The organism is Amycolatopsis tolypomycina, from assembly GCF_900105945.1.
GTDB lineage: Bacteria > Actinomycetota > Actinomycetes > Mycobacteriales > Pseudonocardiaceae > Amycolatopsis > Amycolatopsis tolypomycina.
This window is the reverse complement of record NZ_FNSO01000004.1, coordinates 613332-633621: the sequence shown is the minus strand read 5'-3', so window position 1 is coordinate 633621 and position 20290 is coordinate 613332. Positions and strand designations below refer to the sequence as shown.

The following is a 20290-nucleotide window of genomic DNA, read 5'->3' as shown; positions in this document are numbered from 1 at the left end:
AAACTACCGTCAGCGTTCCCTCGACGGCGACACCAATTCGCTCGGCCCGCCACTCGACTCCCCGGCCACCGCGGCCAGCTCCTCCCCCACCGATTCGCCATCCGCCGGGCGGGTGTTCTTTGTCAGCAACGATGCCACCGCGCCGATCAGGCACACCACGATCGCGAAGCCGAACGCCACCGCCAAGCCCGACTGGAACGGGCCCGAAATCAGGTTCGGGAAGAAACTCCGGCCCGTCAGGAACGATGCCTGGTCCGGTGGCAGGGACGACAGCTGACCACCCAGCAACTGCTGGATCGGGTTGTAGCCCAGGAATGCCGCGAACAGCACCGCCACCGCCGGGAGGTCGGCGATCTGCGCCGCCGAGGAGGCCGGGACGCCGTGCTCGATCAGGCCCGCGCTCATCGTCGACGGGAGGCTCGACGACAGGCCCGCGATGATCAAGCTGAAGAAGAACCCGATCGACAGGACCATTGCCGCGTTCTGGAACGTCGTCATCATGCCCGCGCCGGAACCGCGCGCGTCGGCCGGGAGGCTGTTCATCACCTCGGCACGGTTCGGAGAGGCGAACATGCCCATGCCGATTCCGTTGAGCAGCAGGATCGCCGCGAACGCCCAATAGTCGAAGTTCACCGGCAGGAGGATCAGCAGCAGGAACGTCACCGCGGTGATGAACAGGCCGCCGGAGGCAAGGAGGCGGCTGCCGATGCGGTCGGACAGGACGCCCGACGCCGGTGCCGACACCAGGAAGCCGATCGTCATCGGGAGCATGTAGATGCCCGCCCACAACGGGGTCTGCTCGAACGTGTAGCCGTGCTGGGGCAGCCAGATGCCCTGCAGCCAGATGATCAGGATGAACTGCAGCCCGCCGCGGCCGAGGGACGCCGTCAGGTTGGCGATGTTGCCCCAGGTGAACGAGCGGATCCGGAACAGGGACATGCGGAACAGCGGGTTGTCCACCTTCGACTCGATGATCACGAACGCGACCAGCACCGCGATCCCGCCGATCAGGCAGCTCAGCACGAACGGGCTGCCCCAGCCGGTCGGGGACGAGCCGTACGGCTGGATGCCGTAGGTGATGCCGATCAGCACCGCGATCAGGCCGACGGCGAAGGTGATGTTGCCCCACCAGTCCATCCGGGCGTGCTTGCGGACGCCGGTGTCGTGCAGCTTGAGGTACGCCCAGACCGTGCCGATCACGCCGAACGGCACCGACACCAGGAAGATCAGGTTCCAGTCGACCGGCGCGAGCACGCCGCCGACGACCAGGCCGAGGAACGAACCCGCGATCGCCGCGACGCCGTTCATGCCGAGCGCGAGGCCGCGCTGGTTGGCCGGGAAGGCGTCGGTGAGGATCGCCGACGAGTTCGCCATCAGGAAGGCGCCGCCGACGCCCTGCACGATCCGCCAGCCGATCAGCCACAACGCGGCCGCGTCGCCGTCGAACCACGTGATGGCCAGCATGATCGACGACACCGTGAACACCGCGAAGCCGAGGTTGTACATCCTCGCGCGGCCGTACATGTCGCCGAGCCTGCCGAAGCTCACCACCAGCACCGCGGTGACCACGAGGAAGCCCATGATCATCCACAGCAGGTAGCTCGTGTTGGCCGGTTCCAGGGGGTTGATGCCGATGCCCTTGAAGATGTCGGGCAGCGCGATCAGCACGATCGAGGAGTTGATCGTGGCGATCAGCATGCCCAGCGTCGTGTTGGACAGCGCGATCCACTTGTACCGCGGCCCCAGTTCCGCGATCGAATACGTCCGGCGTTCCGCCACTGTGCAACCCTTCTGCTCGCCAGTCCCTTAGCTAGGCTAAGCAACTTGCTTGCGTATGGCAACCAACAGCGCGAAATGCATGGGAGAGCATGATCACAGCCGCTTGACTGTCCTTTAGGGACTCTTTACCAGGGCGCCCAGTACCGCCACGCCCTCCTCGATCTCGGACACCGTCCGCGCCGCGTACCCGAGCACCAGCCCCGGACGTCCCGGCAGCTGCCGGTGCCACGACAGGGGCTGGACCTTCACCCCCTCCGCCAGCGCGGCCGCCGCCACCGCGACGTCGTCCACCTCGCCCTCGAAGGTCACCGTCAGGTGCAACCCCGCCGCCGCGCCGTGGACGACGGCGGAAGGCAACGCCGAAGCCAGCGCCCGGATCATCGCGTCCCGGCGACGCCGGTGCCGCCCCCGGACCACCCGCAGCTGCCGCTCCAGCTCGCCGGTCTCCATCAGGCGCGCCAGCACCAGCTGGGCCAGCACCGGGTTCCCCAGGTCGGCGAACCGCTTGGCCGCCACGAGATCCGGGAAGAACCGCGGCGGCGCCAGCAGCCAGCCCACCCGCAACGCCGGCGCCAGCAGCTTCGACACACTGCCCGTGTAGCACACCTCCGGCAGCATCGACCGCACCGCGGGCACCGGCGCCCGGTCGTAGCGGTGCTCGGCGTCGTAGTCGTCCTCGATGACGATGCCGCCGGCCGCCGCCCAGCGCAGCAGCTCCCGGCGCCGCGAGCCGCCCAGGACCACGCCCGTCGGGAACTGGTGGGCCGGCGTCAGCAGCACCGCCGGGGCCGCCAGCGACGAGACCACCAGGCCGTCGTCGTCCACCGGCACCGGCGGCGTCGCCAGGCCGCAGTGGTGCAGGTGCTGGCGGGCACCCAGCGACCCCGGGTCCTCGACGGCCACCGAACGCACGCCGTGCTGCCGCAGCACCTCGCCGACCAGCGTCAACGCCTGCGCGACCCCCGCCACCACGATGATCTCGCCCGGGTCCACGCGGATCCCGCGGTTGCGCGCCAGCCAGCGCGACACCGCCAGCCGCATCGACGGCGCGCCGCGCGGGTCGCCGTAGCCGAAGTGGGACGGCTCCAGCTCGTCCAGCACCGCCCGCTCCGCCCGCAGCCACGCCGCCCGCGGGAACGCCGTCAGGTCCGGGACGCCCGGCGTGAGGTCGATCCGGGCCGGGACCGCGCGGACCGCGTCGAAGACCTCCGCACCGGGCAAGGGCGTGATCACCCGGGACGCGGAAAACCGCGTGGGCGACGGCGACGGCGGCAGCACGGGCGCGGCGACGACGACCGTCCCCGCCCGGCCGCGACCCTCGGCGTGGCCGTCGTCGATCAGCCGCTGGTAGGCCTCGGTGACCACTCCGCGCGACACCCGCAGCTCGGCGGCCAGCACCCGGGACGCGGGCAGCCGGCCGCCGACCGGAAGCCTGCCGTCGGCGACCGCGGCGCGCAGCTGCCCGGCGAGCCAGTCCGCGAGCCCGCCCGGCGGTGCCTCACGGACGTCCAGCTGGAGGAAGTCCGAGCCTATGGACCCCTCGGAGGACGTCGTTTTGGCTCTGTCCATCGGACCATTGTGGCAGCACGCTGGCCTCATGGACACCGCTTACGTGCACGGGTACACCGAACCCGAGGCCCGCCGCCTCGGCGACCAGGCCGACGCCCTCGCCGACCTCCTGCACGCCGGGACGGCCTACCCCGCCGGCAGCCGCGTGCTCGAGGCAGGCTGCGGCGTCGGCGCCCAGACCGTCCACCTCGCCGCCCGCAGCCCGGGCGCGCACCTGACGGCGGTCGACGTCGAAGCAGCGTCCCTCGCCCAGGCCCGGGAACGCGTGCCCGGCGTCGACTTCCGGCGGGCCGACCTGTTCGACCTCGACGGCGAGTACGACCACGTCTTCGTCTGCTTCGTCCTGGAACACCTGCCGGAGCCGGAGAAAGCCCTCGCGCACCTGAAGACCCTGCTGCGGCCCGGTGGCACGATCACGGTGATCGAGGGCGACCACGGGTCGGCGTTCTTCCACCCGCGCAGCCGGCCCGCCCAGGCCGCGATCGACTGCCTCGTCCGGCTCCAGGCCGACGCGGGCGGCGACGCGCTCATCGGACGGCGCCTCCACCCGCTGCTGACCGGAGCCGGGTTCGGCGACGTCGCCGTCGAACCGCGGACCGTCTACGCCGACGCGTCCCGGCCCGACCTGGTCACCGGGTTCACCCGCGACACCTTCACCGCGATGGTCGAAGGGGTCGGCGAAACCGCCGTCGCCCGCGGGCTGATCACGCGGGACCGCTGGGAGCACGGCGTCGCGGACCTGCACCGGACCACCCGCGCAGACGGCACCTTCCACTACACGTTCTTCAAGGCCACCGGGAGCAGGCCGTGAGGCCCCGGCTCGCCGGCAGCACCGACGTCGTCGACCGCGACCTCCAGCGGCTCGAACACGACCTGGCCACCCGCGAACCCGATCACCGCGAGACGCGTTCCAAGGCCATCAGGTGGTTCCGGACCCGGATCGCGCCGGGCACGCCTTCCTCGGCGTAACAGGCGAGCGCGCGCTCCCAGTGCGAGCGCGCGGGTTCCGCGTCACCGAGTCCACTGTGGACTTCGCCGAGCCCGCAGTGGGCGCGGCCCTGTTCCGGACGGCAGCCCGTTTCCTTCGCCACGGCCAGCGCTTCGCGGTGGTAGCGCAGCGCCTCCGAAGTGGCGCCGCGAGCGGCGGAGAGGCTGCCCAGGCTGTTGAGCACGCGGGATTCCACGCCGCGGTCGCCGCATTCGCGGGCCAGGCTCAGCGCCTCTTCGAGGTGCTGGGCCGCTTCCGGGTGCCGGCCTTCCGCCAGCCGCACGTCGCCCAGGTGCTTCAACGAGACGCTGCGGTTGGGCGGGCTTCCGGTCTCCTGCGCGATTTCCAGCGCCCGTGCCAGGTGCGCCGCGGCTTCGGCGTACCGGCCGCGCGCGTGTTCGACGTCGCCGAGGATGCCCAGCGCGTACCCCTCGCTCACCCGGACACCCATCGCCCGCAGGTGCGCCAATCCCTCTTCCAGGGCCTGGACAGCTTCGTCGTGGCGGCCGAGCGCCGACAGCGTGTCGCCCAGGTTGACCAGCGCGTAGCCCTCGCTCGTGCGGTCGGCGATGTCCCGTGCCAGTGCCAGCGCCTCTTCGAGGTGTCCGAGCGCTTCGCCGTAGCGGCCGATGCCGCGGCAGGAACAGCCGAGCACGACCAGGACCAGGCCTTCGCTGGTACGGTCGCCCGTCTTCCTCGCCAGCTCCAGTGCCTCCGTCGAATACCGGATCCCGTCGGCGAACCGGCCCAGGGCGCGGCACACGAGCCCGAGGGTGTTGACGGCGTGGAGCTCGGTGCGCCAGTCGCCGGTCTCCCGGGCCAGGACGAGCGCCTCCTCCAGGTACCGCAGTGCTTCCGGCGACCGGCCGACGCGCCAGTGGCCCAGCGCGATCAGGATGAGCGGCTCGGCTTCGGCCACCCGGTCGCCGGTGTCGTGCGCCAGCGCCGACGCGTGCGTGTGCAGCACCAGCGCTTCCTCGTGGTAGCCGCCGACGTCGAGGTAGTGCCACAGGATCCCGGACAGCAGCCGCAGGTGGTCGGGCCAGCCGTGCCGGGTGGCGTGCGCCGCGACCGCCAGCAGGTTGCGGCGCTCGGCCTCGAGCCACGCCTGCGCGTCGATCACCTTGACGTCCGGGTCGGGCACGCGCGGCCGCAGGTGCCGTTCGTGCGGCAGGACGACGTCCATGGCCTGCCCGGCCGAGGAGACGTAGAAGTCGAACAGCCGCCGCTGCGCCTCCCGGCTCTCGGCGGTATCGGCGGCCGCGAGCTCGGCGGCGTAGACGCGCAGCAGGTCGTGCAGCTGGACGCGGTCGTCGCCGGTCTGCTGCACGAGGTGGGCGCGCACCAGGGCGCCGGCCAGCCGTTCGGCCTCCGGCAGGGGGACGCCCGCGAGCGCGGCCAGCGCCGGCGGCGTCAGGTCGCGGCCCGGGTGCAGGCCGCAGAGCCGGAACACGCGGGCGGCGTCGGGCGCGAGGTGGCGGTACGACCAGGAGAACACGGCGCGGACCGCGGTCAGCGGGTCGCCGCCGCCGTCGAGCAGGTCGAGCCGCCGCCGTTCGTCGGCGAGTTCCGCTGCGAGCGCGGCCAGCCGCTCCCCCGGCCGGCTCAGTGCCAGCTCCGCGACCAGCCGCAGGGCCAGCGGCAGCCGGGCGGCGTACCCGATCAGGGCCGCGGTGGCCTCGGGTTCGCCGTCGACGCGCGGCCCGAGCAGCGCGCGCAGCAGGTCGCGGGCTTCGGCGTCGGTGAGCAGGTCGACGAGCACGCGCCGGGCGCCGTGGCGGGCGACCAGCCCGGGGAGGGCGTCCCGGCTGGTCACCAGGACCAGGCAGGTCGGCGAGCCGGGCAGCAGCGGGCGGACCTGCCCGACGGCGTTCGCGTTGTCCAGCACCAGGAGCATCCGCCGCCCGGTGAGCGCGGTGCGGAACTTGGCGGCGCGCTCGTCCGGCTCGGCGGGGATGTCCGCGCCGGGGACGCCGAGGGCACGCAGGAATCCCGACAGCGCGTCGCCCGGGTCGACCGGCCGGACCGCGCCGTAGCCGTGCAGGTCCAGGTAGAGCTGGCCGTCCGGGAACTCCCCTGGCGAGCGCTGCGCCCAATGGACGGCCAGTGCGGTCTTGCCGACCCCGCCGGTGCCGGAGAGGACGGCGATGCGCGCGCTCGTGTCGCCTTCGTCGCGGCGCAGCAGCGCGTCCAGCTCGGCCAGCTGGGCGGCGCGGCCGCGGAAGCCGGGGACGTCGGCGGGCAGCTGCGTGGGCACCCGGGCCGGCGGCTCCGGGGCGGCGAAGTCCTGCCGCAGCACCTGCCGCTGGGCCGCCCGCAGCTCGGGGCCCGGTTCCAGGCCCAGTTCCCCGGCCAGCCGCCGGCGCACCTCGTCGAAGACGTCCAGCGCGGCGGCCTGCCGCCCGGACGCGGCGAGCGCCCGCATCAGCTGAGCGTGCGCGGACTCGTTCAGCGGTTCCTCGGCGGTCAGCACCCGCAGCTGCACCGCCGCGTCCTCGGGATGGGCGACCTCGGCGTAGGCCATGACCGCCTTGGCGCGCCGCATCGCCAGCGCGAGCCGGGCCGGGTGCTGGCGCAGCCGTTCGACGTCGGCGAGCGCCGGGCCGCGCCAGAGCCCGAGCGCTTCCTTCAGCGCGTCCTGCGCGAGGAGGGCTTCGAAACGCAGCAGGTCGAGCTCGTCCTCGCCGGCCGCGAGCCGGTAGCCGCCCTTGTCCGTGGCGATGAGGTCGGCGGGCCGCAGCGCCCGCCGCAGCCGCGCCACGTAGGTGTGGAGCAGCTCCAGGCACGACGGCGGCGGTTCGTCCCAGATGACGTCGACGAGGTCCTCGCGCCGGACGGTCCGGTTCGGCTGCAGGGCCAGCATCGCCAGGAGCAGGCGCTGCTTCTCCGCGCCGATCTCCACTTCCTCCTCGCCCCGCGCCACCGTCAGCGGGCCCAGCACGCCGATCCGCACGGGTTCCGGCGGGGCTTCGGCGAGGGCCTCCCGCAGCTTGCGGGCCGTCTCCGGACGGGGTCGCCGGACGCTGCCGAGCTCGGCGTTGCGCACCGCGCGCAGGCTCAGTCCCGCACGCTCGGCGAGCTGGGCCTGGGTGAGGCCGGCGAGCACACGCCGGTCACGCAGCCATCCGGCGAACGACAGGCCTTCGTCCACAGGCGTCCTCTCCTGCGTCCCGAGCGGAACGTACCTCTCCAGCATCACGATCGTGCCGCCCGAGATGTACCACCGATCGGCGAAGATAACCGTTTCCGCAGGTACGGACGGTGACGGCGGCGGCGAGCCCGGGTACAGGCGCTCGTCCACCGCGCTTTCCTAGGCTTTTCCGCGTCCGGTGGTGGCGAGGGGTTCGCGGAGCAGCCGTCGCATGGGGTACGACGGCTGCACCCGGACTTTCACACGCCGAAGCGCTTGAGCAGGGCCCGCACGGCGGCCGGGTCCTCGACGTGGGCGTTGTGCCCGAGACCGGCGAGCGTGACGGCGCCGGGATCGAGCGCCCGCAGCTGCTCCGGACGGCTCATCGGGTCGTTCTCCCCCGCGGCGAGCACGACCGGGCAGCGCGCCCCGGCCAGCAGGGCCGGCATGTCCGGTGCGCCGAGGCCGAACGCGGCCGGGTCCATCGCGAGGCGCCAACCTCCCTCGGTCTCGCGAAGCCCGGCCGGGTCGGCCGGCGCGATCCCGAGCAGCCCGGACACCTTCAGGTAGGCCTGGTCGGCCTCCTCCTGCGTCGCGAACACCCGGGGTGGCCGGGCCGCGAAGGAGGCCGCGCGGTTCAGGTCGTCCTGGCTCCACTCGACCTTCACCCCGAGCGCCAGCACGCCGGCGACCTCGACGTCGAACCGGTCGGACGCCAGTTCCAGCGCGAGCACCCCGCCGAGTGAATGACCCGCGACGATCAGCGGCCCGCCGTCCGGCAGCGCCCGCGCGACCGCCTCGGCCAGCGTCCGGAAGCTGTAGTGCGGCAGCGGCGCGGACGGGCCGTGCCCGGGCAGGTCGGGCACGAGGACGCGCCGGTCCAGCAGGACGGCGAAGTGGTTCCAGACGGCGCCGGTCGCGCCGAGGCCGTGCAGGAGGAGGACGGCCGGTTCGCCCTTGCCGCCGATGCGCATGTTGAGCGTGTCCATCAGCGCAGCCTCCCAAATTGTCGGTGGCCGCGGCTAGGGTCGGCCCCGTGACGATCACCGATCCGGACACCTACGTGCGCGGTGTCCCGTACGAGGAGCTGGCGCGGCTGCGGCGCGCCGGCCCGGTGGTGCGCGTCGACGACTTCTGGGCCGTGCTGGGCCACGCCGAGGTCCGGCGGGTGCTGCGTGACCCGGGAGTGTTCTCGTCCCAGCTCGGCGGGACGCAGATCCGCGACGCGGCGGACCTCGCGTACGTGCGGCGGATGATGCTGAACATGGACCCGCCGGAGCACGGCAGGCTGCGCGGGTTGCTCACGAAGGCGTTCACTCCGCGCGCGATCGCGAAGCTGACGTCACAGATCGAGAGCTGGGCGCGGGACCTGGTTGCGGAGGTCGCCTCCGATGGCCGGTGCGATTTCGCGCAGGTGGCCGCCGACCTGCCGCTGCGCACCCTGGCCGGGGTGTTCGGCGTGCCGGAGGAGGATCGGCGGCTGATGTACGACTGGAGCAACCGCGTGATCGGCTACCAGGACGCCGAATACGCGGTCAGTTCGACGGTTTCCGTCACCGAGGTGAGCGAGCTCGCCCGCTCCGCGCTCGCCGTCCGCCCGGCGCCGGGGCCGGACGGGTCGATGCCGGACCCGCGGACCCGCGCGGGCATGCCGGATCTCTACGCGTACGCGAACGCGTTGGGCGAGTACAAGCGTGCGCATCCGGGTGACGACGTCATGAGCAACCTGATGCGGCAAGTCGGCGACGACGGCGGGCGCGTCTCGCTCGCCGAGTTCGAGAACCTGTTCTGGCTGTTTTCCGTGGCCGGTAACGAAACGCTGCGCAACGGCCTGCCCGGTGGGCTGCTCGCGCTGCTGTCCCACCCCGAGCAATACCGGCGGCTCCTCGACGACCGGTCGCTGCTGCCGTCCGCCGTCGAAGAGATGTTGCGCTGGTGGACGCCGGTGATGCACTTCCGGCGCACGGCCGCTTCCGACGTCCGGCTGTCCGATGTGGACATCCGGGCCGGTGACAAGGTGGTGGTCTGGTTCTCTTCAGCCAACCGGGATCCGGCCGTGTTCCCTTCGCCGGACAGCTTCGACGTCGGCCGGACGCCGAACGACCACCTGACCTTCGGCCACGGCCCGCACTTCTGCCTCGGCGCCCACCTCGCGCGGGTGCAGCTGCGGGCCATGTTCGAGGCGGTGCTCGACCTGCTCGGCCAGGTTTCCCTGGCGGGCACTCCCGTGCGGCTGCGGTCGAACTTCCAGAACGGCCTCAAGTCACTGCCAGTCCGGTGGGCGGCCTGATGGAGATCCGGGAGCTGAAGGCGTTCGTCGCGGTCGTCGAGGCGGGCGCGATGTCGAAGGCGGCACGGCAGCTGCACGTGAGCCAGCCGGCGCTGTCGCAGACGATCACGGCCCTCGAACGGCGGCTCGGCGTCCGGCTGCTGGTGCGCACCAGCACCGGCGTCCAGGTCACCGACGCCGGGGCGACGCTGCTCGGCGAGGCCCGCGCCGTGCTGGCCCGCCACGACCAGGCGCTCGCCGCGATGGCCCGGCACACCGCGACCGGCAGCGGCGTGCTGCGCGTCGGCGTCCCCCTGGAACTGCCACCCGACCTGCTGCCGTCGGCGCTCGCGCGGCTGCCGGACACGCGGGTGCAGGCACGGCACCTGTCGTCCGTGGCGCAGGTGGCCGCGCTGCGGGCCGGCGAACTGGACGTCGGGCTGGTCCGGGAGCGCCCGGCCGGCCCCGACCTGGACGCCGTCCTCGTGGTGACCGAGGACGTCGGCGTCCTGCTCGCCGCGGACCTGGCCGAGAAGCTGGGCTCGCCGGTCCGGCTGGAGGACCTGGCCGGCCTGGAGTGGTTCGCCTTCCCGCGCGCGGGCAGCCCGGCCTGGTACGACGAGCTGGCCGCGATCCTGCGCAGCCACGGTCTCGACGTCGGCCCGGAGGTCCCGGAGGAGCAGCGGCTGATCGTCGAGCTGAAGATCCCGGCGGTCAGCGCGGGCGGGGCGTACGCCTTCGCACCGCCGGAGTGGCCGTACCCGCTGCCGGACACGGTCCGGTGGGTGCCGCTGGCCGGCACCCCGATCGTCCGGCGGACCTGGGCCGTCTGGCCGGCGACGTCGCACCGGCGTGACGTCGCGGAGTTCGTCGCGGCGCTGGAAGACCATCGGCGGAACGGATCGGAGGTATAAGGAGGGCCGAACGCGGATCCGGAAGTCTTCTCCGGGCGGTCTCGCTTGAACTCTGCGACCGAGAACGCAAAGGAGTTCGAACGATGACTGCAGAACTTGCCGGGTCGACGGCGCTGGTGACCGGCGGGACGAGCGGGATCGGCCGCGCGACGGCGATCGCGCTGGCCCGGCTCGGCGCGCACGTGGTGCTGTCCGGCCGGGACGCCGGGCGCGGCGCCGAGGTCGTCGACGCCATCCGCGCGGCGGGTGGCAAGGCCGACTTCGTCGCGGCGGACCTGACGGACGCCGCGTCGGCGCGCGCGCTCGCGGCTCGGGCGCGCGAGGTGGGCGGGCCGATCGACGTGCTGGTCAACAACGCCGGCGTGTTCCCGACCGGGCCGACCGCGTCGTTCGCCGAGGCGGACTTCGACACGGTCTTCGCGACGAACGTGAAGGTGCCGTTCTTCCTGGTCGCCGAGCTGGGGCCGGAGATGGCGGCCCGGGGCCACGGCGCGATCGTGAACGTGTCCACGATGGTCGCGCTGCGCGGCATGGCGGGCATGGCGGTGTACGGCGCGTCGAAGGCGGCGGTCGAGCTGATGACGAAGGCGTGGGCGGCGGAGTTCGGGCCGTCGGGCGTCCGGGTCAACGCGGTCAGCCCGGGCCCGACCCGCACGGAGGGCACGGCGGTGTTCGGCGACGGCCTCGACGCGCTGGCCGCGGCCGGCCCGGCGGGGCGCGTGGCGTCCCCGGAGGAGATCGCGGCGGCGATCGCGTTCCTGGCGGCGGGCGACGCCAGCTTCGTCCACGGCGCGATCCTCCCGGTGGACGGCGGCCGGCTGGCGGTGTGAGCGCGCGGGAGGGCGTCACCTCACGAAGGTGACGCCCTCCCTCGGCCGCTCGTCCACGGTCAGCGAGAAGACGTCCGGCCGCGAGTAGTGCCCGGACACGTCGAGGCTCTTGCGAGCGGTGACGATCTCCTCGAGGTCGATCTCCGCCGTGATCAGGCCCTCCGCGTCGCGCAGCGGGCCGGCCAGGACGTCCCCCAGCGGGCCGGCGATCACGCTGCCGCCGCGGAACGGGTCGTCGCCTTCGGCCTCGTACGGGCACGCCGAAACCACGAAACACCGGCCCTCGTCGGCGATGTGGCGCATCGACGCCTGCCAGACGTCGCGGTCGTCGGCCGTCGGGGCGCACCAGATCTCCACGCCCTTCGCGTACATCGCCGCCCGCAGCAACGGCATGTGGTTCTCCCAGCAGATCGCCGCACCCGCCCGGCCCGCCGCCGTCGCGACCACCGGGAGCGTCGAACCGTCGCCGCGGCCCCAGAAGAGGCGCTCCCGTTCCGTCGGGACCAGCTTGCGGTGCTTGGCCACCAGTCCCTGCTCCGGGTCGAGGAACACCGCCGTGCTGTAGAGGGTCGAGCCGGCGCGTTCGATCACGCCCACCACCAGCGACGCGCCGGTCCGCGCCGCGAGCCCGGCCAGCTCCGTCACCTCCGGACCGGGCACGGTCACCGCCGCGTGGAAGTACTCGGTGAACGGCACCCGGCCCGGGTACCCGCCGAGGACGGCTTCCGGCAGCACCACCAGGTCGGCGCCCCGGATCTCGTCCTCGAACGCCAGGATCCGCTCGATCGGGACGCCCGCGGCGATCTGGAGCGCGGCGACGACCGTCATCCGCGCACCGGCCACGGGACCACGGCCGACGTCCGCCGCTGGTAGTCGGCGTATTCGGGGTACCGCGACTTCGTGATGCTCTCGGTGAACCGCGTCGAGCCCACGAACAGCAGGGTGAGCAGGACCGCGCCGGCGACCGTCCACTGCGGACCGCCGGCGACCACGCCGAACGCGGCGATCGCCCACCACTGCGCCTGCTCGAAGAAGAAGTTCGGGTGCCGTGAGTAGCGGAACAGCCCGGCCTGCAGGAACCGCGTCGGCGCCCGGCCCGCGTGCTTCTCGCGGTGGAACGCCCACTGCTGCTGGTCGGCGACCGTCTCCCCGACCAGGAAGGCGGCGAAGACCAGCGCGACGACGACGTCCGCGGCGCCGAAGCCGCCCGGGTGCTCCAGCGCGGTCAGCGCGGGCAGCGTGATCAGCAGCAGGATCACGTTCTGGTACAGCGAGATGAAGAAGAAGTTGAACAGCTGGAACTGCCACGGCGCCATCCGCTCGCGCAGCACCGCCCACCGGTAGTCCTCGCCGCCGGGCGCGTAGCCGCCCTTGCGGGCGAAGTTGAACGTGAGCCGGATGCCCCACAGCGCGACCAGCGCGAACATCACGTCGAGCCGCGCGTCGGCGAACCCGGCGGCGCCGGCGAAGATCCCCACGTAGGCGACCGGGACGATCGACCAGATCCGGTCGACCCAGGAGTACTCCCTGGTCAGCACCGACACCAGCCAGGTACCGAGCGTCACCCCGGCGAAGACGTACAGGCACACCCGCAGCGCGTCCATGTGCTCACTTTAGGACCTGGGATCGGCCGGGGACCTAGGATCGGCCGGGGACCTAGGATCGGCACTGTGCCGTACTCGTTCCTCAGCCATCTCGAGTGCTCGCGGACCGGCGAACGCCTGGCCGCCGACGTAGTCCAGGGCCTCTCCCCGGCGGGCGCGCCGCTGCTCGCGCGCTACGACCTCGACGGCGTCCGCGAAGCCGTGACGCCGAAGGAGATCGCCGGGCGGGAACCGACGCTGTGGCGCTACCACGAGGTGCTGCCCGTGCGCTCGCCCGAGCACGTCGTCAGCCTCGGGGAAGGTATGACGCCGTTGCTGCGGCTGCCGCGCTACGGCCGTGAGCTGGGGTTGTCCCGGCTGTGGATGAAGGACGAAGGCCTGGTGCCGACCGGCACGTTCAAGGCGCGCGGCGCCGCGGTCGGCGTCTCGCGGGCGGCCGAGCTGGGCGTGCGCGGGATCGCGATGCCGACGAACGGCAACGCCGGCGCCGCGTGGGCGTTGTACGCGGCGCGCGCGGGGCTGTCGAGCCTGGTCGCGATGCCGGACGACGCGCCGGCGATCACCATGCGCGAGTGCGTCGCGGCGGGCGCCGAGCTGTACCGGGTGGCCGGTCTGATCGGGGACGCGGGCAAGCTCGTCGCGGCGGCGGCCGGGCGGCGTCCCGGCGTGCAGGACGTCTCGACGCTGAAGGAGCCGTACCGCATCGAGGGCAAGAAGACGATGGGGTACGAGATCGCCGAGCAGTTCGGCTGGCGGCTGCCCGACGTCATCCTCTACCCGACCGGCGGCGGTGTCGGCATCATCGGGATCTACAAGGCGTTGCTGGAAATGCGGGAGCTGGGCTGGGTTTCCGGCCCGCTGCCGCGGCTCGTCGCCGTCCAGGCCACCGGGTGCGCGCCGATCGTCACGGCGTTCGCGCGCGGGGCCCGCGAAAGCGAGCCGTTCCCGGACGCCCGGACGGTCGCCTTCGGCATCACCGTGCCCAAGGCGCTGGGCGACTTCCTCGTGCTCGACGCCGTGTACGAGACGGGTGGCACCGCGATCGCCGTCACCGACGAGGAACTGCTGGCGGCACAACGCGAACTGACTTCGCACGAGGGCACCTTCGTCTGCCCGGAAGGCGGAGCGTGCTTCGCCGCGTTGAAGCACCTTCGCGAGTCGGGGTGGCTTGAGGGCGACGAAGACGTCGTCGTGCTCAACACCGGCGCCGGGATCAAGTACCCGGAGACGGTGTCCCTGGACGTCCCGCTCCTGGCGACGACCGACGAGATTCCCTAAAGGACCGAACGCACGGTTTCCGGGTCGCGCGCGACGACCGTGGTGCCGTCGTCGGCCGTGATGATCGGGCGCTGGATGAGCTTGGGGTGCGCGGCGAGGGCGTCGATCCACTTCGGCCGGTCTTCGGGCGTGCGGCCCCAGGTCTTGAGGCCGAGCTCCTTCGCGACGGGCTCGGCGGTGCGCGTGATGTCCCACGGTTCGAGGCCGAGGCGCTGCAGGACGGCTTCGAGTTCCGCGGCGGTCGGCGGGTCTTCGAGGTAGCGGCGCACGGTGTACTCCGCGCCGGCCTCGTCGAGCAGCGACACCGCGGACCGGCACTTCGAGCACGCCGGGTTGATCCAGATCTCCACGTCTTCAGCCTACCGGCCTGGTTTTGGAGCACGTGTTCTGTTACGGTCGCGGCATGCCCCGCCCCCGCGTCCACGACCTCGACGCGCTCCTCGACGTCGCCGAGCGGCTCGTCGCGTCCTCGACGGACGTGACGGTGCGTGGCCTGGCGGCGGCCGCGGGCGTCCCGAACGGGACGATCTACCACGCGTTCGGGTCGCTCAGCGCGTTGCTGGCCCAGGTGTGGCTACGCGCGGCAACGGCGTTCCTCGACCTGCAGACCTCGCTCGTCGACCAGGCTCCTTCCCCGGTGGAGGCGGTCGTCGCGGCGGCGGACACGCCCGCGGAGTTCGCGTTGCTGCGCCCCGACGGCGCCCGGATGCTGCTGAAGGTGCGGGGCGACCGGCTGTTCGGGCCGGAGCTGCCCGACGAGCTGGCGGAAGCCCTGCACGCGGTGGACAAACGCCTGGTCGCCCTGCTGGTCCGGCTCGCCAGGCAGCTGTGGGACCGCGGCGACGGCCTGGCGGTCGAGGTGATCACGACGTGCGTCGTCGACCTGCCGACGGCCTTCTTCCGGCGCGACATCACCGATCCGCTGGTGCGGGAGAGGCTGGCCGCCGCGGTGCGGGCGGTGCTGACCGTGCCCCCTCGAGAAAAGGACCGACCGTGACCGTTTCCGTGCTCGACCTCGGCGACGACGAAAACCGCTTCTCACCGGACTGGCTGCAGCGCGTCCATTCCTTTTTGGACGGTGTCGAGGGAGCCCTGCTGACCACGGGCGGCGGCAAGTTCTATTCGAACGGCCTGGACCTCGAATGGCTGACGGCGCACAGTGACCGGGCTTCGGAGTACGTCGCGCAGGTGCAGGAGCTGTTCGCCCGCGTGCTGACACTGCCGGTCCCGACGATCGCGGCGATCAACGGCCACGCGTTCGGGGCGGGCGCAATGCTGGCGATGGCGCACGACTTCCGCGTGATGCGCGCGGACCGGGGCTACTTCTGTTTCCCGGAAGCGGACATCAACATCCCGTTCACCCCGGGCATGGCGGCGTTGATCCAGGGCAAACTGACCCCCGCGGCAGCGGTGGCATCGATGACGACGGCGCGACGGTTCGGCGGCCCGGAGGCGGCGGAGATCGGGCTGGTGGACGAGACCGCGGCCGAGGGCGAAGTGGTGAAGGTGGCCCGGACGCGAGTGGAAGGCCTGGTGGGCAAGGACCGCGGAACACTGGGCGCGATCAAGACGACGATGTTCGCGCCGGCCGTGGCGGCTCTGCGGGCGGGGTAGGCCTCCGGCCCCCGGTATCCAGCTTACCGGGGACCACCGACAGTTCCCGCTTTCCGCCGGAACTGTCGGTGGCGACCGGTAGAATGATCACCGGGGGCCGGAGGCCAGCCGCCGCAGGTGCAGCCTCTCCGGCTCCGTTCCGGCCAGCGACAACGCCTCCCGGTACGCCACCGCCGCCTCCTCACCCCGGCCGAGGCGGCTGAGCAGGTCACCCCGGGCCGCCGCGAACGGGCTGTACTCGCGCAACCTCGGCTCCGCCGCCAGTTCCCCCAGTAACGCCAACCCCGCCTCCGGTCCGTCCCGCATCGCCACCGCCACCGCGCGGTTCAGCTCCACCACCGGTGACGGCGCCAGCCCGCGCAGCACTTCGTACAACCCCACGATCTGCGGCCAGTCCGTGCTCGCCACGTCCGCGGCCTCGTCGTGCAGGGCCGCGATCGCCGCCTGGACTCCGTAGCGGCCCGGGGGTCCGCCGGTCAGGGCCGCCACCACCAGTGCCGCGCCCTCCTCGATCATCGAACCGTCCCAGCGGGTGCGGTCCTGGTCGTCGAGGAGCACCAGGTCGCCGTCCGGGCCCGTCCGGGTTTCGCGGCGGGCGTGGATCAGCAGCATGAGGGCCAGCAGGCCCGCCACCTCCCGCTCGTCCGGCAGCAGGCGGCGGAGGATGCGGGCCAGGCGGATCGCCTCCTCCGCCAGGGCCGGCCGCTGCAGGTCGGGGCCCGCACTCGCCGCGTAGCCCTCGGTGAAGATCGAATACACCACCTGCAGCACGCCCGGCAGCCGCCCGGGGAGCTCGGCCGCGTCCGGGACCCGGAACGGGATCCGCAGCGCGCGGATCCGGTTCTTCGCCCGCACGATCCGCTTGCCCATCGTCGCGCTCGGCACCAGGAACGCCCGCGCCACCTCCGGCGTCGTCAGCCCGGCCAGGCAGCGCAACGTCAGCGCCGCGCGGTCCTCCGCCGGCAGCGCCGGGTGCGCGCACGTGAAGAACAACTGGAGCCGCTCGTCGGGAAGACCACCCTCCGAAAAGGGCGGGGCGGGCGCCGCGCGCTCGGCCTCGACCTGCAGCACCGCGAGCCGGGCCGCGTAAGCCTGGTCACGACGGAGGCGGTCGACCGCCTTGCGCCGGGCCGTCGTCATCAGCCAGGCGCCCGGCTTCGGCGGCACGCCCTCGGCAGGCCAGTGCACCAGCGCCGCCTCGATCGCCTCCGACGTCACCTCCTCGGCCAGGTCGAGGTCGCCGAACCGGCGGACGAGCGCGGCCAGCAACAGCCCGCGCTCCTCCCGGAACACCGCCTCGATGGCCGGCCAGGGCTGCGCCCGCCCGGTCACCGGCGTCAGCCCTCGTAGCCGGCGAGCGGCCGGACCACGATCGACCCGCCGTCGCGGGACCCCGGGCAGCGCGCCGCCCAGTCGAGCGCGACGTCGAGGTCCGGCACGTCGACGACGAAGTAGCCGCCGAGGACCTCCCGGGACTCGGCGAACGGGCCGTCGGTGACGAGCCGCTCGCCGCGCTCGTCGACCTTGACCGTGGCCGCCGTGGTGAAGTCGGCGACCGAGTCGCCGCCGACGTACACCCCGGCTTCCTTGAGCGACTTGTCGAACAGCATCCAGTCGTCGGGCGTGCTGCAGCCGGTGGGCGCGCCGTCGGCGTCGAGCGCGGCGTTGATCAGCATCAGGTACTTCACGGTTCCTCCAGTGGCTCGGTTGCCGTACGCCAGCACTACGAACGGCGGCCGGCCCGTTGGACAGGCCCGCGGGCACATTTTCTCATGTCAAGAAACTTTGACACGATGTCTGGTTTGTTTTACCTTGGCGAGGTGACCCACGAAGAGAAGAACGCCTGGATCCTCGGGTTCGCCGCGGTGGTGAGCTACGCGGTGTACCTCGTGCTGGTCCTCGGCCGGGCCGGTGGGCGGCCGCTGGCCGAAGTCCCCTACGTCGCGGCGCTGCTCTGGACGGTCGGCACGTCCATCGTCGCGACGATCGTGCTCAGCATCGTCGTCGCGATCGTGTCGAAGGACGGCGCGAAGGATCAGCGCGACCACGAAATCGGCAGGCTGGGCGAGCACGTCGGCCACTCGTTCGTCGTCATCGGCGCCGTCGCCGCGCTGCTGCTGGCCATGGCCGAGGCGCCCCACTTCTGGATCGCCAACGTCATCTACCTGGCCTTCACGCTTTCGGCGCTCCTCGGGTCGATCGCCCGGATCTTTGCCTACCGCAAGGGTTTCCAGCCGTGGTGAAGCCGACCCGCGTCACGAACTCGCTGCGCGCCCTCCGGTTCTCGCACGGCCAGATGACGCAGGCCGAGCTCGCCGGCCGGCTGGGCGTCACCCGCCAGACCGTCATCGCCATCGAGCAGGGCCGCTACTCGCCCTCGCTCGAGATGGCGTTCCAGATCGCGCACGTGTTCAGCGTCCCGCTCGAAGAAGTGTTCCAGTACCCGGAGGAGTCGTCGTGAAAGCCATCGTCCAGGACCGCTACGGAAATCCCGGCGTTCTCGAACCGCGCGACATCGCGAGACCGGCGCCCGGGCCCGGCGAGGTCCTCGTGCGCGTGCACGCGGCCGGCGTCGACCCGGGCGTCTGGCACCTGACCACCGGGCAGCCGTACCTGGTGCGCCTGCTCGGTTTCGGCCTGCGCAGGCCGAAGAACTCCGTGCGCGGCCTCGACTTCGCGGGCACGGTCGAGCAGACCGGCGAAGGCGTGACGAAGTTCCACCCCGGCGACGAGGTGTTCGGCGAGTGCGCCGGCGCGTTCGCCGAGTACGCCGTCGCCAAGGCCGACCGGGTCGCGGGGAAACCGGCCCGGCTCTCGTTCGAGCAGGCGGCGGCCGTCGCGATCTCCGGCTGCACCGCCCTGCAGGGCCTGCGTGACGCGGGCGGGGTCCGGCCGGGCCAGTCCGTGCTGGTGATCGGCGCCGCGGGCGGGGTCGGGTCGTTCGCGGTGCAGCTGGCCAAGACCTTCGGCGCCGAAGTCACCGCGGTGTGCAGCACGGGCAAGGTGGACCTGGTCCGCGAACTCGGCGCCGACCACGTCGTCGACTACACGTGCGCGGACTTCACCGACCGGCGCCACGACCTGATCCTGGACACGGCGGGCCTGCGCTCGCTCGCCCACCTGCGCCGGGCGCTGGCCCCGCGCGGCACGCTCGTCATCGTCGGCGGCGAAGGCGGCAAGTGGCTGGGCGGCATCCAGCGGGTGCTGCGGGCCGCGGTGCTGAACCCGTTCGTGAAACAGCGGCTGCGCGGGCTCATCTCCACCGTCCGCGGCACGGACCTCGAAGTCCTGCGCGAAACGATCGAGGCCGGCCCGCTGACTCCCGTGCTGGATCGCACGTACCCGCTCGCCGACGCCGTGGCCGCGATCGACCACGTCCACCGGGGACACTCGGCGGGCAAGGTCGTGCTCACGCTCGGAAGCCGCGGTCCTGCAGCTTCTTGATCCGGTCGACGTGGGCCGGGTGCCCGGCCAGCAGCCGCGCCCACAGCCGCCGCTCGTCGCCGCCGCTTGCCCGGATCCACTCCCGGAACAGGGAGATCAGCTCCGGGCCGTAGCCCAGCCGCGCCGCCATCAGGTCGGCCCGGTACTCGCCGAGCCGTTTCGACCAGGCCAGCACCGGACCGAGCAGTGGCGCCAGCAGCAGCCACGGGTCGAGGAAGGCGAGCGCGGTCAGCACGCCCAGCGTCAGCAGTACGGTGACGAGCACGGCGACCGACCGCCCGAAGGCGGCGAACGCGCGCCCGACGTGGGGGACGGCCAGCGCGAGCAGCCGGAGCAGGCGGGTCAGCAGCCGGGCGGGCAGCTCCAGCCACCAGACGTACAGCGAAAGCCGCGTGTGCCCGGCGAGGTGGTGGCCGAGCTCGTGCGCCAGGATCGCCTCCAGGCTCGGTGGCGGCAGGTCCAGCGCGGTCCGCGTGACGGCGACGGTCCGGCCACCCGCGGCGAACGCGTTGAGTGCGCGGGAGCGGTCGACCCACAGCCGGTAGCGAGCGCCGTCGACCCCCGCGGCGGTGCAGACTGCCTCCCAGCTCGGGGTGAGCCGCGCGAGCTCCCGCGAGGTCGGCTGCCGCATGCCGAACGTCAGCGGCAGCAGGAAGTGCTCGAAGGCGGGCACGAAGGTGATCCCGCCGAGCAGCGCCCAGCCGGCGGGCAGGACCCAGAAGTACGGCGGCCAGGCGAGCTTCCCGGCGAGGCCGAGCACGAGCAGGCTGCTGGCCACCACGGGCACGGCGAGCACGACGGCGAGCACGGCGGACAGGTCGGGCCGGGTCCGGTCTCCGCTCAAGTCCGCTCCCTCCCCGACGGCAGGAAC

Annotated in this window: 20 protein-coding genes; 10 read left to right on the top strand and 10 right to left on the bottom strand. The window is 72.7% G+C overall.

Translation table 11 applies throughout. From position 1 onward, the window contains the following. Window positions 1-9: 9 nt before the first annotated feature. Both BLW76_RS13615 and pdxR read right to left on the bottom strand, forming a co-directional pair. Entirely contained in the window at window positions 10-1779 is a 1770-nt protein-coding gene (locus BLW76_RS13615) for an MFS transporter (RefSeq protein ID WP_091306915.1), read from the bottom strand. Between the two features lie 114 nt (window positions 1780-1893). Next, complete coding sequence (gene pdxR / locus BLW76_RS13610; RefSeq protein WP_091306913.1) at window positions 1894-3348, bottom strand: MocR-like pyridoxine biosynthesis transcription factor PdxR; 1455 nt, start codon at window positions 3346-3348, stop codon at window positions 1894-1896. A 28-nt stretch (window positions 3349-3376) separates the two neighbouring features. Between pdxR and BLW76_RS13605 the strand changes: the two genes are divergently transcribed. Further along, the gene (locus BLW76_RS13605) at window positions 3377-4159 is read left to right on the top strand and encodes a methyltransferase (protein WP_091306911.1); all 783 of its coding nucleotides are present in this window, start codon (window positions 3377-3379) and stop codon (window positions 4157-4159) included. Window positions 4160-4241: 82 nt separating this feature from the next. Here BLW76_RS13605 and BLW76_RS13600 read toward each other — a convergent pair whose 3' ends face one another. Continuing rightward, window positions 4242-7637 carry a tetratricopeptide repeat protein gene (locus BLW76_RS13600; RefSeq protein WP_244170157.1) on the bottom strand — a complete coding sequence of 1132 codons (3396 nt, stop codon included), beginning with the start codon at window positions 7635-7637 and terminating at the stop codon, window positions 4242-4244. An 89-nt stretch (window positions 7638-7726) separates the two neighbouring features. Next, window positions 7727-8455: an alpha/beta fold hydrolase gene (locus tag BLW76_RS13595; protein ID WP_091306906.1), complete on the bottom strand. Its 729-nt coding sequence runs from the start codon at window positions 8453-8455 to the stop codon at window positions 7727-7729. A 47-nt stretch (window positions 8456-8502) separates the two neighbouring features. Between BLW76_RS13595 and BLW76_RS13590 the strand changes: the two genes are divergently transcribed. The 3 genes from BLW76_RS13590 (at window position 8503) to BLW76_RS13580 (ending at window position 11479) form a co-directional block, all read left to right on the top strand. Further along, entirely contained in the window at window positions 8503-9756 is a 1254-nt protein-coding gene (locus BLW76_RS13590) for a cytochrome P450 (protein WP_091306903.1), read from the top strand. Continuing rightward, window positions 9756-10649 carry a LysR family transcriptional regulator gene (locus tag BLW76_RS13585; protein ID WP_244170156.1) on the top strand — a complete coding sequence of 298 codons (894 nt, stop codon included), beginning with the start codon at window positions 9756-9758 and terminating at the stop codon, window positions 10647-10649. The genes BLW76_RS13590 and BLW76_RS13585 overlap by 1 nt, the downstream gene beginning before the upstream one ends. Window positions 10650-10732: 83 nt before the next feature. Beyond that, entirely contained in the window at window positions 10733-11479 is a 747-nt protein-coding gene (locus tag BLW76_RS13580) for an SDR family NAD(P)-dependent oxidoreductase (protein WP_244170155.1), read from the top strand. 15 nt (window positions 11480-11494) lie between these two features. On the opposite strand, the gene BLW76_RS13575 is transcribed toward BLW76_RS13580, so the two are convergent. Together BLW76_RS13575 and BLW76_RS13570 are read right to left on the bottom strand one after the other, a co-directional pair. Further along, on the bottom strand, window positions 11495-12307 hold the full coding sequence (locus BLW76_RS13575) for a carbon-nitrogen hydrolase family protein (RefSeq protein ID WP_091319364.1): 813 nt from the start codon (window positions 12305-12307) through the stop codon (window positions 11495-11497). Beyond that, window positions 12304-13083 (bottom strand): DUF1295 domain-containing protein, encoded by a 780-nt coding sequence (locus tag BLW76_RS13570; RefSeq protein ID WP_091306899.1) that lies wholly within the window; start codon window positions 13081-13083, stop codon window positions 12304-12306. Before BLW76_RS13570 ends, BLW76_RS13575 begins: the two co-directional genes overlap by 4 nt. A 66-nt stretch (window positions 13084-13149) precedes the next feature. On the opposite strand from BLW76_RS13570, the gene BLW76_RS13565 reads away from it, so the two are divergent. Then, the gene (locus BLW76_RS13565) at window positions 13150-14361 is read left to right on the top strand and encodes a threonine synthase (protein ID WP_091306897.1); all 1212 of its coding nucleotides are present in this window, start codon (window positions 13150-13152) and stop codon (window positions 14359-14361) included. On the opposite strand, the gene BLW76_RS13560 is transcribed toward BLW76_RS13565, so the two are convergent. Then, window positions 14358-14711 carry an arsenate reductase family protein gene (locus BLW76_RS13560; RefSeq protein WP_091306894.1) on the bottom strand — a complete coding sequence of 118 codons (354 nt, stop codon included), beginning with the start codon at window positions 14709-14711 and terminating at the stop codon, window positions 14358-14360. The two genes, BLW76_RS13565 and BLW76_RS13560, sit on opposite strands and share 4 nt — an antisense overlap. A 53-nt stretch (window positions 14712-14764) precedes the next feature. On the opposite strand from BLW76_RS13560, the gene BLW76_RS13555 reads away from it, so the two are divergent. Together BLW76_RS13555 and BLW76_RS13550 are read left to right on the top strand one after the other, a co-directional pair. Beyond that, window positions 14765-15358, top strand: coding sequence for a TetR/AcrR family transcriptional regulator (locus tag BLW76_RS13555; RefSeq protein WP_167384595.1), 594 nt, complete (start codon window positions 14765-14767; stop codon window positions 15356-15358). Then, entirely contained in the window at window positions 15355-15975 is a 621-nt protein-coding gene (locus tag BLW76_RS13550; protein ID WP_091306889.1) for an enoyl-CoA hydratase/isomerase family protein, read from the top strand. Before BLW76_RS13555 ends, BLW76_RS13550 begins: the two co-directional genes overlap by 4 nt. Window positions 15976-16062: 87 nt before the next feature. Here the strand turns inward: BLW76_RS13550 and BLW76_RS13545 are convergent, their stop codons facing one another. Together BLW76_RS13545 and BLW76_RS13540 are read right to left on the bottom strand one after the other, a co-directional pair. Further along, a complete protein-coding gene (locus tag BLW76_RS13545; RefSeq protein ID WP_091306886.1) occupies window positions 16063-17307 on the bottom strand; it encodes an RNA polymerase sigma factor in 1245 nt (414 codons plus the stop codon). A gap of 5 nt (window positions 17308-17312) precedes the next feature. Further along, window positions 17313-17663: a YciI family protein gene (locus BLW76_RS13540; protein ID WP_091306883.1), complete on the bottom strand. Its 351-nt coding sequence runs from the start codon at window positions 17661-17663 to the stop codon at window positions 17313-17315. A 105-nt stretch (window positions 17664-17768) separates the two neighbouring features. Between BLW76_RS13540 and BLW76_RS13535 the strand changes: the two genes are divergently transcribed. The 3 genes from BLW76_RS13535 to BLW76_RS13525 are packed head-to-tail and all read left to right on the top strand — an operon-like array spanning window position 17769 to window position 19419. Then, window positions 17769-18218: a hypothetical protein gene (locus BLW76_RS13535; protein ID WP_091306880.1), complete on the top strand. Its 450-nt coding sequence runs from the start codon at window positions 17769-17771 to the stop codon at window positions 18216-18218. Beyond that, on the top strand, window positions 18212-18436 hold the full coding sequence (locus BLW76_RS13530) for a helix-turn-helix transcriptional regulator (RefSeq protein ID WP_091306878.1): 225 nt from the start codon (window positions 18212-18214) through the stop codon (window positions 18434-18436). Before BLW76_RS13535 ends, BLW76_RS13530 begins: the two co-directional genes overlap by 7 nt. Further along, entirely contained in the window at window positions 18433-19419 is a 987-nt protein-coding gene (locus BLW76_RS13525) for an NAD(P)-dependent alcohol dehydrogenase (protein ID WP_091306876.1), read from the top strand. The genes BLW76_RS13530 and BLW76_RS13525 overlap by 4 nt, the downstream gene beginning before the upstream one ends. On the opposite strand, the gene BLW76_RS13520 is transcribed toward BLW76_RS13525, so the two are convergent. Beyond that, on the bottom strand, window positions 19385-20263 hold the full coding sequence (locus BLW76_RS13520) for a M48 family metalloprotease (protein WP_091306873.1): 879 nt from the start codon (window positions 20261-20263) through the stop codon (window positions 19385-19387). The two genes, BLW76_RS13525 and BLW76_RS13520, sit on opposite strands and share 35 nt — an antisense overlap. Between the last annotated feature and the right edge of the window lie 27 nt (window positions 20264-20290).

Coding starts and splice junctions, on each gene's coding strand:
- BLW76_RS13580 (WP_244170155.1), top strand. CDS start 10,733: ATGACTGCAGAACTTGCCGGGTCGACGGCGCTGGTGACCGGCGGGACG.
- BLW76_RS13570 (WP_091306899.1), bottom strand. CDS start 13,083: ATGGACGCGCTGCGGGTGTGCCTGTACGTCTTCGCCGGGGTGACGCTC.
- BLW76_RS13575 (WP_091319364.1), bottom strand. CDS start 12,307: ATGACGGTCGTCGCCGCGCTCCAGATCGCCGCGGGCGTCCCGATCGAG.
- pdxR (WP_091306913.1), bottom strand. CDS start 3,348: ATGGACAGAGCCAAAACGACGTCCTCCGAGGGGTCCATAGGCTCGGAC.
- BLW76_RS13605 (WP_091306911.1), top strand. CDS start 3,377: ATGGACACCGCTTACGTGCACGGGTACACCGAACCCGAGGCCCGCCGC.
- BLW76_RS13535 (WP_091306880.1), top strand. CDS start 17,769: ATGTCTGGTTTGTTTTACCTTGGCGAGGTGACCCACGAAGAGAAGAAC.
- BLW76_RS13555 (WP_167384595.1), top strand. CDS start 14,765: ATGCCCCGCCCCCGCGTCCACGACCTCGACGCGCTCCTCGACGTCGCC.
- BLW76_RS13595 (WP_091306906.1), bottom strand. CDS start 8,455: ATGGACACGCTCAACATGCGCATCGGCGGCAAGGGCGAACCGGCCGTC.
- BLW76_RS13585 (WP_244170156.1), top strand. CDS start 9,756: ATGGAGATCCGGGAGCTGAAGGCGTTCGTCGCGGTCGTCGAGGCGGGC.